The sequence below is a fragment of the Pseudomonas sp. FG86 genome (genome assembly GCF_057808775.1).
Map to the genome: position 1 here is coordinate 14,538 of NZ_JBMDIS010000037.1, position 15,728 is coordinate 30,265.

The following is a 15,728-nucleotide window of genomic DNA, read 5'->3' on the forward strand; positions in this document are numbered from 1 at the left end:
GGACTGCGACATGAGCCAACAAGAACGACAGATTCTGCTCGGCGCCTTCATCCCCAGTGCCGGCATCATGGGCTCCGCCTGGCGACATCCCAGCGCGGCCAACGATTCGTTCCGCGACTTTGGACACTTTCGCTGGATTGCCGAAAAACTTGAGGCCGCGCGCTTTCATGCGCTGTTCTTCAACGACTCGGTGAATGTCGACCTCGACCCGCTGGCGCTGGCGCGCGGCCCCAACAGTGTGCGCTGGGACCCATTGGTGCTGTTGCCGGCGTTGGCTCTGGCCACACGTAATATCGGCCTGATCGCCACTGCCAGCACCACCTACAACGAGCCTTACAACATCGCGCGTAAGTTCGCCAATATCGACCATCTCAGCGGCGGCCGCGTGGGCTGGAACCTGGTCACGTCCCTGGGCGGCGGCGAGAACTTCAACCGCAACGACCATATCCAGCATGCTGACCGCTACGAGCGCGCGGAAGAGTTCTACGACGTGGTCACCGGCCTGTGGGACAGTTGGGCCGACGATGCGTTTATCCAGGACAAGGCCAGCGGGCAATGGCTCGACACCGACAAGCTGCACGTGCTCAACCATCACGGTAAACACTTCCAGGTGCAAGGCCCGCTGAATGCCGCGCGGCCGGTGCAGGGCTACCCGGTGATTGCCCAGGCCGGTTCTTCCGACGCCGGCCGACGGCTGGCGGCGCGAGCCGGCGAGTTGATCTTCACTGCCCAGCACACGGTGGAGCAGGGCCAGGCGTTCTACCGTGACATCAAGCACAGCGCCGCCGCCTTGGGCCGCAACCCCGCGCACCTGAAAGTGCTGCCGGGGGTCTCAACCGTGATCGGCCGCACCCAGGCCGAAGCCCAGGCCAAATACGATCAGTTACAGGAATTGCAAGACCCCAAGGCGTTCCTCAGTTCGATCTCACGCTTTACCAGCCTGGGCTTCGACTTGTCTGAGTTGCCCTTCGACTCGCAGGTACCGCTGCCACCGGAGCAGTTCGACACCAACACCCACAAGAGCCGGCAGAAGCTGGTCTTCGACTTGATCCGTCGCGAACGCCCGACGGTGCGTGAGCTGTTCAACAAGCTCACTGCCGGCGGGCATCGGATCCTGATCGGTACGCCGCAAAGCGTGGCGGACGATTTCCAGGCATGGTTCGAAAGTGGCGCTGCCGATGGCTTCAACGTGATGTTTTCGGGCTTGCACCAGGGCATTGCCGATTTTGCCGACGGCGTCGTACCCGAGTTGCAGCGCCGCGGGCTGTTCCGACATGAGTACCAAGGCCAGACCCTGCGTGAAAACCTCGGGTTGCCGTATGTCGTTAACCGTCATCATCAAGGGGCGCGATCATGAAGCCGCTTTCAATTGCGTTGCTGGCGCTGCTGCTGGCGGCATGCGGCGGCCCCTCCGGCGAAGGCCGCCAGGCTGACGTGTCCAAGCCCCACACCGGTGGTACCTTGCGCGTGGCCCTGGACGGCGACCCGCAGTGCATCGACCCGCAGCAGGCCGGCAATAACACCGCGTTGAATGTGGGGCGGCAGGTGGTCGACTCCCTGACCGACCAGGACCCGCTCACTGGCGCGATCGTGCCGTGGCTGGCTGAGCGCTGGGAGGTGGACGCGGACTCGCGACGGTTTACCTTTGTACTGCGCCAGGGCGCGACCTTCAGCGATGGCGTGGCGGTGGATGCGGCAGCGGTCAAGGCCAACCTGGAAGCCATCGTGGCCCTCGGCGCGCGTTCGATCCTGGGCTCGACCTACTTGGCCGGGCTCAAGCGTGTCGACACGCCGGACAGCCATACGGTGGTGGTCGAGTTCGAGCAACCCAATGCGCAATTCCTGCAAGCCACGTCCACCATGACCCTGGGGCTGTTGTCGCCGGCCAACCTGGCGCTGCCTTCCGGTGACCGCTGCCAGGGCCAACTGGTGGGCTCGGGGCCGTTTGTGCTCAAGTCGTTCGTGCATAACCAGAAGGTTTCACTGGCCCGACGCGAAGACTATGCGTGGGGCTCTTCGCTGGCAGCCCATAAAGGCAAGGCTTGGCTCGACGGCATCGAGTTCCTGATCATTCCAGAGTCTGGTGTACGCCTGGGCAGCCTGGCTTCCGGGCAGATCGAGGTCAATACCAGCGTGGCGCCCCAGGATGAGCCGAGCATCGACGGGCAGGGCCTGGTGCTGTTGACACGTGCTAACCCGGGTGTGGTGTTTAACCTGGCATTGAATGAGTCGACGCCGCTGTTCGCCGATATCAAGGTGCGCCAGGCGCTGAACAAGGCGATCGATCGTGCCGAGTTGCAGCGCATTATTTCCCGCTACCAGAAACCCGCCACGGCCTTGCTGGCAAGCAGCACGCCGCTGTACCGCGACTTTTCCAGCCTGCTGGCCTACGACCCGGCAGGTGCGCGCAAGCTGCTGGACGAGGCCGGGTGGTCGGTGGGGGCCGATGGGGTGCGCGTCAAGGACGGCCAGCGTCTGGCGTTTCGCCTGGACTATTGGCAACAGACGCCAATCCTGGAACTGGTGCAGCAACAGTTGAAAGGCGTAGGTATCGAGTTCCAGTTGAATAAATCCACCATCAGCCAGGTCACGGCGATCCAGGCCGGTGGGGATTTCAGCGTGCGCTTTCTCAACCTGACCCGTGCCGACCCGGATGTGTTGCGTACGGTGTATTACGCCCAGGGTTACAACATCAACCAGCGCGAGCCGGGGGAGGTGGACCGCCTGTTGAGTGAGTCGTCCGAGACCCTCGACAGCGCCAAGCGCCAGGGGCTGATCGACCAGGCCAGCGAGTTGTTGTTGCGCGACGGCCACGCAATTGCCCTGGTAGAACTGGCGACGGTGCTGGCCCATGGCAAGAAGGTGCAGGGCCTGCATTACGAAGCGTCCTCACGGCTGCAATTCTTCGACACTTGGTTGCAACCATGAAGGGCACCGTGCTTTACCTGTTGGCCCGTGGCGGCCAGGCACTGTTGGTGCTGTGGGCGGCGTTCAGCCTGTCGTTCGTGATTCTGTATGCGCTGCCCAGCGATCCGGTGAGCATCATGCTCAACCAGAGCGGCGAACAGAGCACGGTCAACCAACAGCAAGTGGCAGCGTTGCGTGCGCAATACCACCTCGACGAACCGCTGGCGGTGCAGTACGGCATTGCGCTATGGCATGCGGTGCAGCTGGATTTTGGTAACTCGATCCAGAGTGGCCAGCCGGTATCGGCGTCGTTGGCCGAGGCATTGCCGAAGACGGCGGCATTGGCGCTGGTGTCACTGGTGGTGGCGTTGGTGTTGGGGGTGAGCCTGGCGCTGGTCGCCAGCCTGACGCGCCAGCGCTGGTTGCGTGATCTGTTGCTGGGGTTGCCGGCGATCGCGGTGTCGCTGCCGACGTTCTGGGTCGGCTTGCTGCTGTTGCAGTGGTTCTCCTTCGGCTGGCACTGGTTTCCGGCGATGGGTAACCAGGGCCTGGCCTCGCTGGTGTTGCCGACGCTGACCCTGGCGATTCCCACCAGCGCGGTGATCGCCCAGGTGCTGGCGCGCTCCCTGGCCGCTACCTGGCGCCTGCCGTTTGTAGACGCCTTGCGCGCCAAGGGCCTGAGCCCGCTACGGGTGCTGCTGACCCATGTGCTGCATAACGCGGTGATCCCGATCCTGAGTTTGAGCGGGGTGATCGTCGGCTCGCTGCTGGCCGGCTCCGTGGTCACCGAAACGGTGTTTTCCCGCGAAGGCGTCGGCCGCCTGGCCCAGGGCGCGGTCAGCACCCAGGACATTCCGGTAGTACAAGGCGTGGTGGTGTTGGCGGCGTTGATCTTTATCGCGGTCAACCTGTTGGTGGATCTGTTGTACCCGTTGTTGGACCCCCGAATCCGTGGAGCCGTACGATGAGCCTTGCATTGAGCACCGTTGCGCCACGCCCGCGCTATTTCAGGTTATTGCGCCGCCGCCCGTTATTGCCCCTGGGCGTGATCGTCTTGCTGTTGGTGCTGGGCTGGGCGCTGTGGCCGTCGCTGTTCAGCCATTTCGATCCGTTGCTCGGCGTGCCGGCCAATGCCTTGCAGAGCCCCTCCCTGGTGCACTGGTTTGGCACCGATCATCTGGGACGGGACCTCTACAGCCGTACCGTGTACGGCGCCGGGTTGTCGTTGCGCGCCACCTTGCTGGCGGTACTGATCGCCTTGTTCAGCGGCATTGTGCTGGGCGTGCTTGCCGGTTTCTTTGGCGGCTGGGTGGACGCAGTGCTGATGCGCCTGGTGGAGGTATTGATGGCAATCCCCGCGCTGTTGCTGGCGATGGCCGTGATCACGGTGCTGGGGTTCGGCACGGTGAATATCGCCCTTGCCGTGGGCCTGTCGTCGGTGGCGACCTTTGCCCGCCTGGTGCGTGGCGAAGTCTTGCGCTGGCGGGCCAGTACGTTTGTCGAGGCGGCAGCGGCCTGCGGTGTCGGGCCATGGACCATCATCGTGCGCCATGTCTTGCCCCACGCCAGCGCGCCGGTACTCGCGTTGGCGGCCCTGGAATTCGGCAGCGCGGTGTTGTCGGTCTCGGCCTTGAGCTTCCTCGGTTTTGGCGCACCACCGCCGCAACCCGAATGGGGCCTGCTGGTTGCTGAAGGACGCAACTACATGATCGCCGCCTGGTGGTACACCAGCCTGCCGGGCCTGGTGGTCGCGGCGGTGGTGGTCTCCGCCAATCAACTGGCGCGCGCGTTGCAACACGATCAAGGAACTGCACGATGACAGACCAACCTTTGCTCGACGTGCGCGACCTGCGCATCGCCTACCACGGTCGCGACGGACACACCCTCGGAGTGGCCGGGATCGATTTTCAACTCAAGGCCGGTGAGATCCTGGCGATTGTCGGCGAGTCCGGCTCGGGCAAGTCGACCACCGCGGCGGCCCTGGTGGGGTTGCTGGCGGGCAACGCACAGATCGAGTCTGGCAGTATCCGCCTGGCCGGCCAGGAATTGACGACGGCCAGCGAGCGACACTGGCAAAACATTCGCGGACGCAGTGTGGGCTTTGTACCTCAGGACCCGGGCCTGTCCCTGGACCCGGTCAAGCGTGTCGGCCACCAATTGGTCGAGGCCTTGACCCTGCACGGCGTGCCCAAGCCGCTGGCACGCCAACGCAGCCTGGCGCTGTTGCGCGAGGTCGGCCTGCCGGGAGTCGAACGCGTGGCGCGCGGTTATCCCCATCAACTCTCCGGCGGCATGCGCCAGCGCGTGCTCATTGCTATCGCCCTGGCCAACGACCCGCCACTGATCATCGCCGACGAGCCCACCAGCGCCCTGGATGTGGGCGTGCAGCGGCAAGTCCTCGACCGCCTGCAAACCCTCGCGCGTGAGCGCGGCACGGCCGTGCTGCTGATTACCCATGACCTAGGGGTGGCGCTGGATCGAGCGGACCGGTTGCTGGTGATGCACCAGGGGCGCATTGTCGAAAGCGGTGACGCTCGCCGTGTATTCCAGGCCCCGCAGCACATCTATACCCGGCAACTGCTGCAGGCGGCACCGAGCTTGTTGGTGCAACAGCGACGGCCAGTGAGCGTATTACGTGTCGATGCCACACCGCTGTTGACGGTGCAGGGCCTGCGCAAGGATTTCTCCACCTGGCGCCACCCTGCGCCGCTGGCGGTTGACGACGTGTCGTTTCATCTGCCGCGCCATGGCACCACCAGCCTGGTGGGAGAGTCGGGGTCTGGCAAGTCCACCACGGCGCGCTTGATCCTCGGCCTGGAGCGCCTGGACGACGGCAGCGTGCTGTTTGACGGGCAGGACATCAGTCGCGTATCCCGCCGTGACTGGTTGGCCTTGCGCCGACAGATCCAAGTGGTCTACCAGAATCCCTATGCATCGCTGAACCCGCGCCTGACTCTGGAGCAGATCATCAGCGAACCGTTGCATGCGTTTGACCTCGGCAATGGCGCCTGGCGTCGACAGCGCGTGGCGACCTTGCTGGAACAGGTCGAGTTGCCGGCGCGGTTGTTGGGCAGCCGGCCGGTCGAGCTGTCCGGTGGGCAGCGGCAGCGGGTGGCAATCGCGCGGGCGCTGGCATTGGAGCCGCAGTTGCTGGTGTTGGATGAGGCGTTGTCGGCGTTGGATGCGTCGATACAGGGGCAGATCTTGAAGTTGCTTGCGCAACTGCAGGAGCGCTTGGGCTTGAGCTATTTGTTTATTTCCCATGATCTGGCGGTGGTGCGGCAGATTTCCGATCATGTGGTGGTGATGCGAGCGGGTCGGGTGGTGGAACAGGGTGATTGCGAGCGGGTGTTCACCGCGCCGACAAGTGACTACACACGCCGTTTGCTGGCGGACATTCCTGGGCGTTTATTGGCGGTCAGCTGACCAGATACGGTCAAGCCTGTGTGCGCAGGGTGGTGGACGGATGTCTGCCCCCAGGGCATCGCCGGCCAGCAGCGCCATGCGCGGCGCACTGGCCAGGATGAAGGGGCGTACGAGGTCAGTAGCGCCTTGAACTTCGCTACCGTCGACGTCAGTTATCAGGCGCAAAAAGCCGACGCTACCAAGGACGGTGGGGCGGTGACGTCTGGCTGGAGCATCCGGCATAACGTAAAGACCCGAGGCCTCAACGTGTGCCCGGATACCGCGTCTCCATCACTATCGACAGCGCATCCGGGCGCCAGAATTCCTGGTCGAATTCCACCGCCTGGTTAGCTTCGCCAAAATTCAAGCGCTCCAGGTACACACTGGTGGATCCTGGGGACAGTTGCAGCAGGTCGGCCTGTTCTTCATTCACCGTGCCAATATGCATCTCCAGTTCACAACGTGATTGCACGCGGGCAAAGCGCTCGCGCAGCAGTTGGGTCAGCGAGGTGTTGAGGTCGGCTTCCAACAGGCCTGGGCACCAGCTGGCAAGCAGTGCGTTGAATTCCAGCAGCACCGGGCGGCGGTCGATCCAACGGCGGCGTTGCAGGAAAAACAGCGGCTCGTCCACCGACGCCAAACCCATGCGCTTGGCCAGCCATGGTCCCGCCGGGCGCAGTTCGGCATGCAGGCATTCGGTGCGGGGCGTGCGGCCCTGGGCGCTGACGTAATCCATAAAGCCGCTGATGCGTGTCGGGTCGTAGCGAATGCGCCTGGGGCTGACGAACCAGCCCCGGCGATTTTCCCGATATACCAGGCCCTCGGCCTCCAGTTGCTGCAAAGCCTGGCGCAAGGTCACGCGAGTGCAGCCGAAGCGTTCGATCATGTCTCGTTCGGAGGGGAATTTCTCGTCGGCCTGGGGTACACCGGCGGCGATGTCGTTGGCGATCTGTTCGCGGATACGCTGGTAGTGTGGGGAAATTGGGTCGAAAGGCATCCTGGGGTTCCGTGTGCAAGCATGACGTGGGGGTGACTCTACCGTTCCTGTTGGCGTAGGTCACCTGGTCCCACGCAGGCTTCAGGCAAAGCGGAACGAAGCGCCATGGGCCGAGCTTGGCAGGCGATCGCTGCCATCGGCGCTGAGGCGCGAGCGCAGTGTGCCGCTTTGCGCGTTGGTGCGGTACAACCCGCGTTTTTGCAGGGCCGGGATCACCCGTTCGACGAAGTCATTCAACGAACCAGGGCTGATCAGCGGGTTGAGCATGTAGCCGCTGGTGCCGGAGATGCGTGCGTGCTCCTGGATCTTTTCTGCGATCTGCTCCGGGGTGCCCACCAGGATCAGGTCGCTGCCACGGGTGACATTTGCAAAGCGTTGGCGCACCTCGCCTGCGGTCAACGGTTTGCCGCTGCCATCGGGGCGCATCACGTAGGAGGTCATGCCTTCGGTGTGGGTCGACAGCGCTTCGTTGTCGGCGTAGCGGTTGATGTCGATGCCGGTGTCGCCGGCATAGCTCACCAACTGTGCTTGCAGGTGATAGTTGCTTTGCAGGGTGTCGTATTTTTTCTGTGCCTCGATGGCGGTGGGAGCGGTGACGATACGCAGCACGGTCAGCGACTTCACATCGGCGGCCTGACGCCCACGGGCTTCGGCCTGACGCCAGATATCTTCAAGGCCCTGGCGGATGTCCAGCGGGTTGGACTTGGCGATAAACACCAGTTCCGCGTGCTTGGCCGCGAACTCCCGGCCGCGTGCCGACCAGCCGGCCTGGATCAGCAACGGCGTGCGCTGTGGCGATGGCGAGCTGAGGTGCGGGCCGGCGACGCGGTAATGTTCACCCGCGTGCTGGATCGGGCGTACCCGCGCGCCATTGGCGTAGGTCTGCGTGAGTTTGTCGGCAACTACGGCGTCATCGGCCCAGCTGCCTTCCCAGAGCTTGTAGACCACCTCCAGGAACTCTTCGGCGCGCTCGTAGCGGTCGTCGTGCTTGATCATCTGCTCCAGGCCGAAATTGCGCGCGGCGCTGGACAGGTACGAAGTGACGATGTTCCAGCCGATGCGCCCCTCGGACAAATGATCCAGCGTACTGAAGCGTCTGGCATGGGTGAACGGGTGCTCGTAGCTGGTGGTGACGGTGACGCCAAACGCGAGTTTTTCGGTGAGGGCCACCAGCGCCGGAATGATCGTCAGCGGGTCGTTGGCGGGGGCTTCGACGGCCCATTTCAACGCCATCGCTTCAGAGCCGCCAAACACATCGTAAAAGCCCAGCACATCGCCGAAGAACATCAGGTCCAGGTTGGCTTCATCCGCCGTGCGGGCCAGGTTCGACCAGTACTTGAGGGTGTTGATGCCCAGCCGTTCATCGGCCGGGTGGGTCCACAGGCTGGGCGCGCCGCCGCAGCCGACACTGGCTTGTTCATAGAGGCCGAATAACAGCGGGGTGGGATCGGACATGGTGCTTCCTGCGGGCAAAAGGGTCGGGGGACACGCGGGGGAGGCGGGTCTGCTGGCTGAGAACAACCGGGCGTTTGTTTATATTTAAACGTGATAAACGCTTTGTGTTTAATGATATTAAACGCTGTGAACCGACACTTTGGTTATATGTTCCTGCTGCTGCAGGTCACGTTGCCAGGCACGCAAACCGTAGGCGGCCAGCAGCACAAAACCGGCATACAGCGCAGCGGTCAGTTGCAGGTCCTTGTACAGGAACAAGCCCACATAGGCCGCGTCCAGCACGATCCACAGCCACCAACTGACCACGTACTTGCGCGCCGCCCATAGGCTGGCGACCAGGCTGAAGGCCGTGAGCAGCGAATCCAGCCAGGGCAGGGCGGCGTCGGTGAAGTGGTGCATCACGGCGCCCAACACCACGGCGCCGATCACTCCGGCCAGCAGGTGCCGCCAGGCCTCATGGCGTGGCAGGCGCTCCACCCGCACCTTGCCTGCTTCGACGCGTCCGGTGCTCCAGCGCCACCAGCCATAACCTTGCAGCACGGCGAAGACCAGTTGCAGGAGCATGTCCGAATACAGCTTCACGTCGAAGAAGATCCAGGCGTACAGCAACACCGCAACCACACTGACCGGCCAGCACCAGCGCACCCGTTGTGCGGTGAGCCAGACCCCGGCGATGTTGAAGAACACGGCGACGATTTCCAGTGGCGACATAGGCTTCTCTCAAAAACTAATTTTCCAGGTGCAACGCCTGTTGCTTGAGCTGGCGCTTGCGTTCGAAGGGCAGTTTTTCCTGGTCGGCGTAGGGAGCGCTGTACCAGTTGCCGTAAGTCGGGTTGGGCAGTAGGAACCAGCGTTTGCCCAGCCAGGCGAGGTACGGTGCGGCCGCCTTGCGTTGGTCGGCCAGGGTGTTGTGATCGGCCTGCACGAAGTCACCAAAGGAATCGCCGGCCAGCATCAGTACGCGGGCGTGGCTGGCGACCCATTGGCGCCGGCAGTTCTTGCCGTAGCCGGCCTGTTCGCAGTGGCCGGTGGGGGTACTGGCGGCGAGTACTTGCTCGTTACGCTCAACCGGAAAACCGCGCAGGCGCAGGTTGTTGACCGTGGCCTGGACCTGGCTGTGTTCGCGGTTGGTGATGTAGTAGACGGTGATGCCTTTGTGGTGGGCCGCTTGCAAAAAGTCTACGGCGCCGGGCAGTGCCTGGGCCTTGGCCTGCTCGACCCAGGTGTTCCAGCGCTCGTAGGAATAGACCTGATTGCTGAGGATGTCCCTGGCGTTAAGCGGCACGTTGTCGAGCAAGGTTTCGTCGATATCGACGACTACGGCTGGCGGCAGTCCGGCGAGGTTGCGCGGCGGCAAGGGCAGGGCGTCCCAGGCCGGGTCGGCCAGGGCCGCGTCGAGCTGGCGCGTGGCGCTGGCGAACACCTGTTGGTAAATCAGCTCGTGCTCGATCGAGGTCTGGGTCCACAGCACTGCGTCCAGTTGGTCGTTGGCGGGCGGTTGCTGCTGGCAGCCCACCAGGGCGCTCGAGAGCAGGCATACACTGGCAAATATCAGATTACGCATAAACGCTTGGCCTCAAAAATTGACGGTGGCGGACAACCGCGCGGTACGCGGGGCGCCCAGGAACAGGTAGCCGTCGCCTGCGGACTCACCCACATCGCGCCAGTAGCGTTTGTCGAACAGGTTGTCGACGGCCAGGCGCAGCACAGTATCGTAATCGCCGACCTTGGTGCTGTAGCGACCGCCCACATCGAACACCGCGTAGTCGTCGACCTTCACCGTAGCCGTGCGGTTGGCGTATTTGCTCGCGCTGTATTGCACCCCGCCGAGCAGCGCCAGCCCGGGGATGCCGGGAATGCTGTAGTCACCGTGGAGGCTGGCACGCAGCTTGGGTACGTTGATCGCCTGATGACCGTCGTAGTCGTCGGTGCCGCTGCCACTGACCCGGGCGCGGATCGCAGCAACGCTGGCCGACACTTGCAGGTCGGAGGTCACGTGGCCGTTGGCGGACAATTCGATGCCCACATTTTTCTGCTTGCCTTGCTGCACGAAGGTGGTGCTGCCGTCATCGTTGGGGCGGTTGTACTGCAAGTCCTGGGTGATCTGGAACAGCGCGGCGGTCAGGCTCAGGCGCTGGAAGTCACGCTTGATCCCGACCTCCAGCTGACGCGAGGTGGTCGGCGGCAGCACCTCGTCGGCGTTGCTGCTGAACCACGCGGCCTCGCCGCCCAGGGACAGGCCCTTGCTGTAGCTGGCGTACAACGAGGTGTCCGGGCGCGGTTTATAGATCAGCGCCACCTGGGGCAGGAACACGCTGCGCTGGGTGTGCCGGGTGGTGGCGCCGGCCTGGTTGTAAGTCTCTTCATCGAGGCGTACCTGGCGCCCGCCGAGGATAGTTTGCCACTGCTCGTTGAAGCTGATGCGGTCGCTGGCGAACAGGCCGTACTGGCGACTGTCCAGGCGCCGGTAGGTGTGGCCAAGCGGGCCATAGTAGGGTTCCAGTACCGGTGATGGCTGGTAGATATTGCCTTCGCCGATGTATTCGTTGACTGACGTGCGTCGGTCCACCAGGCGGCGGAAGGCGGTGGTGCCGACGGTCAGGTCATGCTTGAGGAAGCCCGTGTCGAACTGACCATTGAGTGCAGCCTGGGCCTCTTCGTTGCTGCGGGTATCGTCCGGGCTGCGGTAGTCGGAAATATCGTAGTCGCCCTCTGCGCTGAAGTGGTTGGGCACGGCGATGCCAGCGCAACTGGCGGCACCGTAGCAACCCCAGGCGAAGGTGCTGTAGTCATCGATCACCACGCGGCTGCGGGAGGCACTGAAGCTGCCTTTCCAGGCCTCGTTGAAGCGGTATTCGAACAACCCGTCGAGGTTCAGAGAGCGGATGCCCACCGGGTTCGACCAGCTCTGGTACGCCAGCAGGTCCTTGGGCGAGACGTGATGCGGCACGTCGGTGCCACCGAGCAATTGATAGCCCGGCACCGAGCGCTGCTCGCGGTCCTGGTACTCGGCGTTGAGTTGCAGCAGGGCGCTGGGGCTGATGTTCCAGTCCAGCGCCAACGAGGCGAAATCGCGCTTGCCGTCGGCGTGCTCGACATAGGAGCGGATGTCTTCGTGGGCCAGGTTGATGCGCACGCCCACTTGCTGCTCGGTGCCGAGCCAGCCACCGATGTCGGTGGCCAGGTAACGCTCGCCCTGTTCGTTGGTGGACACGGTGACTGAGCGCACATTTTCCGGGCGCTTGCTCACGTAGTTGACTAGGCCACCGGGCTCGGAGACGCCACTTTGCAAACCGGCCAGGCCCTTGAGCACTTCCACTTGCTGCTTGTTCTCCAGCGCGACGTTCTGTTCGCCGGTGATGGTGCGGCCGTTGATTTTGTAGCTGCTGGCCGGGTTGAGGGCGAAGCCACGGATCACGAAATTCTCGTAGTAGCCGACCGGGGCATAGCTGTCGCCCACCGAGGCGTCATTTTTCAATACTTCGCTGAGCAGTCGCGCTTGCTGGTCTTTCAGGCGGCCTTCGGTAATCACCGAGACAGACGCCGGGGTGTCCAGCAACGGCGCGTTATCGAAGCCGGCCACGGCGGCTTTTTTTGCCTGATAGTCGGTGGTTTCCTGGCCGACGACGGTGACGGTGTCCAGTGTCGTATCCTGGGCATGGGCCGCTGCAGTGGCGAGGGTGATGCTCAGGGCGAGTAGCGTGTGACGGTAAGGTGTAGCCATGTAAAGAGCGCTCCAAAGGTCTGCCGGCCATTGCCGTACGCTTTTATCGGGCGCAAAGGGGCCCAGCGCTGCGCAACGGACGGGTTGCCAGTTCGTAATGAAAAAGCCGAGTTCGCCGAAAGTGGCGTCAGGCCGGAGCTGCTCCGGTAGTCATTGGTAAACGTGCGTCGGCGGCCCATTCCTGCAAGGAACCGTCGTAGATCGCGATGTCCTGGCGACCCAGCAGGGTCAGGGCCAACGCGTTGGCAGCCGCGGAGATACCGCCGCCGCAATATAGGATCAGTGGGCCTTCGCTGTGCAGCAGCGTGGGGCCGATGGCCAGGGCCAGGGCATCCTTGGGCAGGTAGCGGCCGTGGGTGTCGAACAGGTTGCGTGCCGGCAGGTTGCGGCTGCCTGGGATATGCCCGCGCCGGGCGTAGCGCGTCGGCACGGTGCCTTCGAACAGTGCCGCGCCCAAGGCGCAAATCAACACCCCCGAGGCTTGGCCGGCGACGATGGCTTCGACGCCGCTGCGGTCGATCCACGACGCCGGACGCAGGTTGATTGGCCAGGGTGGGGCTGCCGCTATCGGTGCAGCGGGGCCACTATGTTCGGGCAGTCCTGCTGCGCGCCAGGAGTTGAGGCCACCATCGAGGACCGCCGCGTCGATGCCCAGGCTGCGCAGCATCCACCACAGGCGCGCCGCCCAGAAGCCATCGGCACGGTCGTAGATCACCAGAGTTTTGCCGACGCCTGCGCCGAGGTTCGCCAGGGTTTGCACCAGCACCTCGGGCGCTGGCAAGGCGAAGCTGAAACGGGCGTGGGGGTCTGCCAGTTCCGTGATTAGATCGGCATGCCGTGAGCCGGGAATATGCGTCTGAGCCCAGCCCTCATGGCCGCTGGCGACCCGGTAGTCGCCGTCGAATTCCGGCGCCGGCAGCAGCACCGTGGCATCGAGTACCACCAGTGCGGGGTCGTTCAAATGCACTTGCAGCCATTGGCTGTCGACCAGGATGTTCATACGGATGTGCGCCGGATATGGTCGAGCAGCCGTTGCCCTTGCGGCCCGGCAAACCAGCGTAAGTGGCCCAGCAGATAAGCGTAGTAGGCCACATCTGCACTGGCGGTGGAGCCCACCACATCCTGGTAATACGCCACTTCGGACAGCGCGAAATCTACATGTACCAACGGCAGCAAGGCGCTGAGGGTATGTAAATCTTTCGCGCTCAGCGGGCGCGCCTGGTGATAACCGGTAAGCAGGGCATCGACGCTGTCGAGGTCGGCGCGAGCCACACCACCAGTGTCCAGTTCCAGCCAGGGCACGGCGTTGCGTTCGATGGCCGTGGCCAGGTCGAAGAGGGCGAAGGTGCGGTCGGCCAGGCCAAAATCCAGCACGCTGGAGACAGAGCCTTCAGAAGCCCACAGAAGGTTCGATGCATGCCAATCGTTGTGCGTCCACAGCGGTGGTTGTTCAGCAAGTAAAGGATGCAACGCCCGGTGCCATGGCAGCATCAGCTCGCTGAGTTGGACCTGCCAGTCTTTGTCCGCCAGGTAGGCGCTGTTGAGGTTGGCGATGGCCTCCAGCGGCGCGGACTGTTCGATCAGCCGTGCGTTGGCCAGCAGCACTTGGGTGTGACGCCGGGGGGCGTCGTAGTGCGCAGCCGCTTGGTGCAAGCGTGCCAGTGCCTGGCCGGCGGCAAGGGCGTGTGTGTGGTTCTGGAACGGCGACCACGACAGCGCATCGCGATACAGGTCGAGGCCCTCGGCGAGGTGGTGGACTTCATACGTCCACTCACCTTGCGCGGTGGCCGTCGCCCCCTGGCGGTTCGGTACCAACGCCGCAACGGGCGCACCCTGGTGATGCAAATGGGCGATCAGGCGGTGTTCTTCTTCCAGCCACGCAGCCTGCCGCACCTGCCGGTGGTGGCGCTTGATGAACAGCGTCGCATCGCGGGTGGTGATCAGCCCTGCGGCGGAAAATGGCCGTGGGCTGTGCCAGTGCAAGCTGTGCAGCGGGCCCAGTTGAGGGTAATCACGCAGCAACTGTTCGATATCGCTTTCGTGCAGGGCCGGCCAGTCAGCGACGACGGGTTCCAGGCTCAGGCCATGTGCTGTGCGTTGCGGATTCATGGGTGCACCTCGGGCAGGTAGGCGTTGCTGGTCGCGCCTTGCCACGCCAACGGATTGTCGAGCACCGCATGCTCATGCAACCACTGCGCATACGGCGCCAGTAACGCCTGCCGTTGTTCACCCCAGCGGCCTTCGTGCAGCCACGTCGGGGCGATTTTATGCAGCGAGGCGTTGAGCAGCTCGGCAGGGAAATACGGCGTCGTGTGTTCATAGGCGCCAAGGGCTATCGCCGGTTCCCGCGCCACCGCGAGATAACCACGGGCAGTGGCGGCCAGAAAATCACGTACCACTTCGGGCTTGTCCGCCAGCGTGCGCTCATGGGCGCCGAGCAGGTAGCTGTGATAGGCCGGTGCACCGATCTCGTCGACCGGCAACACGACCCGGCGCGCGGCTTCGATAGGGCTGTGCATAAGCGCTTCCCAGGCCCAGTAGCCACCGAAACTGGCGTCGGCAATACCCTCGGCCAATTGCTCGGGTCGCAGCTCACGCACGCCGCTGTCCACCAGAATCACGCCATCGGGATCGCCGCCATCGCGGCTGACCAGGTGGCGCACCATGGCCAGGCCGCGCGGTGTAGGGTTGAGCGCCAGGCGCTTGCCCACCAGGTCGCGAGGGCGACGGATGCCAGAGTCGGTCAGGGTCTGGATCGACTCCAGCCCCGCATGGTTGATTGCCGCGATACCCTGCAACGCCTGGCCCAGGCTGCGACGTACCAGCAGGCGGTTGCTGGGGAATACGCCAAAATCCGCAGCACCGGCCAGCAGGTGTTGCAGGGTGTCGCCACGATAGGGATCGTGCACCACCAGCTCCACATCCAGGCCCAGTTCCTCATACCAACCGCGTTCCCGTGCCAAGTACAAACCCGCCGAATTCGGCCAGGGGTGAAAGTACTCCAGCATTACCTTTACCAACACCATCGCTTGCTACTCCAGCCCAACGTCCTTTGATGGGGGCGATTTATAAGGGAGCAATCTGGTATATACCAATATCCTTTATTGCTATGGTTATAACCGCGCCGCTCTGCTCTGAAGAGTGGCTGCTGTGTACACTCCCTGGCCAACAGTCACCTCAAAGGAGATCCTGGAGGATCTATGCCAACTGGAAGCATTTGCCGCGGTTAGGTCGGCAGGC

Annotated in this window: 13 protein-coding genes and 1 pseudogene; 6 read left to right on the plus strand and 8 right to left on the minus strand. The window is 63.6% G+C overall.

Annotated elements, in window-relative coordinates:
- Window positions 1-10: 10 nt before the first annotated feature.
- From ACODSV_RS21535 to ACODSV_RS21560, 6 genes and pseudogenes are all read left to right on the plus strand, one after another.
- Window positions 11-1,357, plus strand: a complete 1,347-nt coding sequence (locus ACODSV_RS21535; protein WP_150054690.1) for an LLM class flavin-dependent oxidoreductase — start codon at window positions 11-13, stop codon at window positions 1,355-1,357.
- Window positions 1,354-2,928 carry an ABC transporter substrate-binding protein gene (locus ACODSV_RS21540; RefSeq protein ID WP_150054689.1) on the plus strand — a complete coding sequence of 525 codons (1,575 nt, stop codon included), beginning with the start codon at window positions 1,354-1,356 and terminating at the stop codon, window positions 2,926-2,928. Before ACODSV_RS21535 ends, ACODSV_RS21540 begins: the two co-directional genes overlap by 4 nt.
- On the plus strand, window positions 2,925-3,875 hold the full coding sequence (locus ACODSV_RS21545; protein WP_150054688.1) for an ABC transporter permease: 951 nt from the start codon (window positions 2,925-2,927) through the stop codon (window positions 3,873-3,875). Before ACODSV_RS21540 ends, ACODSV_RS21545 begins: the two co-directional genes overlap by 4 nt.
- The gene (locus tag ACODSV_RS21550) at window positions 3,872-4,726 is read left to right on the plus strand and encodes an ABC transporter permease (RefSeq protein ID WP_150054687.1); all 855 of its coding nucleotides are present in this window, start codon (window positions 3,872-3,874) and stop codon (window positions 4,724-4,726) included. Before ACODSV_RS21545 ends, ACODSV_RS21550 begins: the two co-directional genes overlap by 4 nt.
- Window positions 4,723-6,333: a dipeptide ABC transporter ATP-binding protein gene (locus ACODSV_RS21555; protein WP_150296304.1), complete on the plus strand. Its 1,611-nt coding sequence runs from the start codon at window positions 4,723-4,725 to the stop codon at window positions 6,331-6,333. Before ACODSV_RS21550 ends, ACODSV_RS21555 begins: the two co-directional genes overlap by 4 nt.
- A gap of 120 nt (window positions 6,334-6,453) precedes the next feature.
- Window positions 6,454-6,564, plus strand: a pseudogene (locus ACODSV_RS21560) (type VI secretion system tube protein Hcp); the annotation flags it as partial.
- Between the two features lie 10 nt (window positions 6,565-6,574).
- On the opposite strand, the gene ACODSV_RS21565 reads toward ACODSV_RS21560, so the two are convergent.
- The 8 genes from ACODSV_RS21565 to ACODSV_RS21600 all read right to left on the minus strand — a co-directional run bounded on the left by ACODSV_RS21565 (window position 6,575) and on the right by ACODSV_RS21600 (window position 15,514).
- Window positions 6,575-7,309, minus strand: coding sequence for a UTRA domain-containing protein (locus ACODSV_RS21565; protein ID WP_150056321.1), 735 nt, complete (start codon window positions 7,307-7,309; stop codon window positions 6,575-6,577).
- A gap of 81 nt (window positions 7,310-7,390) precedes the next feature.
- Window positions 7,391-8,764 (minus strand): LLM class flavin-dependent oxidoreductase, encoded by a 1,374-nt coding sequence (locus ACODSV_RS21570; protein ID WP_150056320.1) that lies wholly within the window; start codon window positions 8,762-8,764, stop codon window positions 7,391-7,393.
- A 117-nt stretch (window positions 8,765-8,881) separates the two neighbouring features.
- Complete coding sequence (pnuC, locus tag ACODSV_RS21575) at window positions 8,882-9,475, minus strand: nicotinamide riboside transporter PnuC (RefSeq protein WP_150056319.1); 594 nt, start codon at window positions 9,473-9,475, stop codon at window positions 8,882-8,884.
- A 16-nt stretch (window positions 9,476-9,491) separates the two neighbouring features.
- Window positions 9,492-10,328, minus strand: coding sequence for a 5'-nucleotidase, lipoprotein e(P4) family (locus tag ACODSV_RS21580; protein WP_150056318.1), 837 nt, complete (start codon window positions 10,326-10,328; stop codon window positions 9,492-9,494).
- Between the two features lie 12 nt (window positions 10,329-10,340).
- Window positions 10,341-12,488 (minus strand): TonB-dependent siderophore receptor, encoded by a 2,148-nt coding sequence (locus ACODSV_RS21585; RefSeq protein WP_454844047.1) that lies wholly within the window; start codon window positions 12,486-12,488, stop codon window positions 10,341-10,343.
- A 127-nt stretch (window positions 12,489-12,615) separates the two neighbouring features.
- Window positions 12,616-13,488, minus strand: a complete 873-nt coding sequence (locus ACODSV_RS21590) for a sulfurtransferase (protein WP_150054965.1) — start codon at window positions 13,486-13,488, stop codon at window positions 12,616-12,618.
- A complete protein-coding gene (locus ACODSV_RS21595) occupies window positions 13,485-14,597 on the minus strand; it encodes a phosphotransferase (protein WP_150054964.1) in 1,113 nt (370 codons plus the stop codon). The genes ACODSV_RS21590 and ACODSV_RS21595 overlap by 4 nt, the downstream gene beginning before the upstream one ends.
- Window positions 14,594-15,514 (minus strand): ABC transporter substrate-binding protein, encoded by a 921-nt coding sequence (locus ACODSV_RS21600; protein ID WP_150054963.1) that lies wholly within the window; start codon window positions 15,512-15,514, stop codon window positions 14,594-14,596. The genes ACODSV_RS21595 and ACODSV_RS21600 overlap by 4 nt, the downstream gene beginning before the upstream one ends.
- Window positions 15,515-15,728 lie beyond the last annotated feature (214 nt).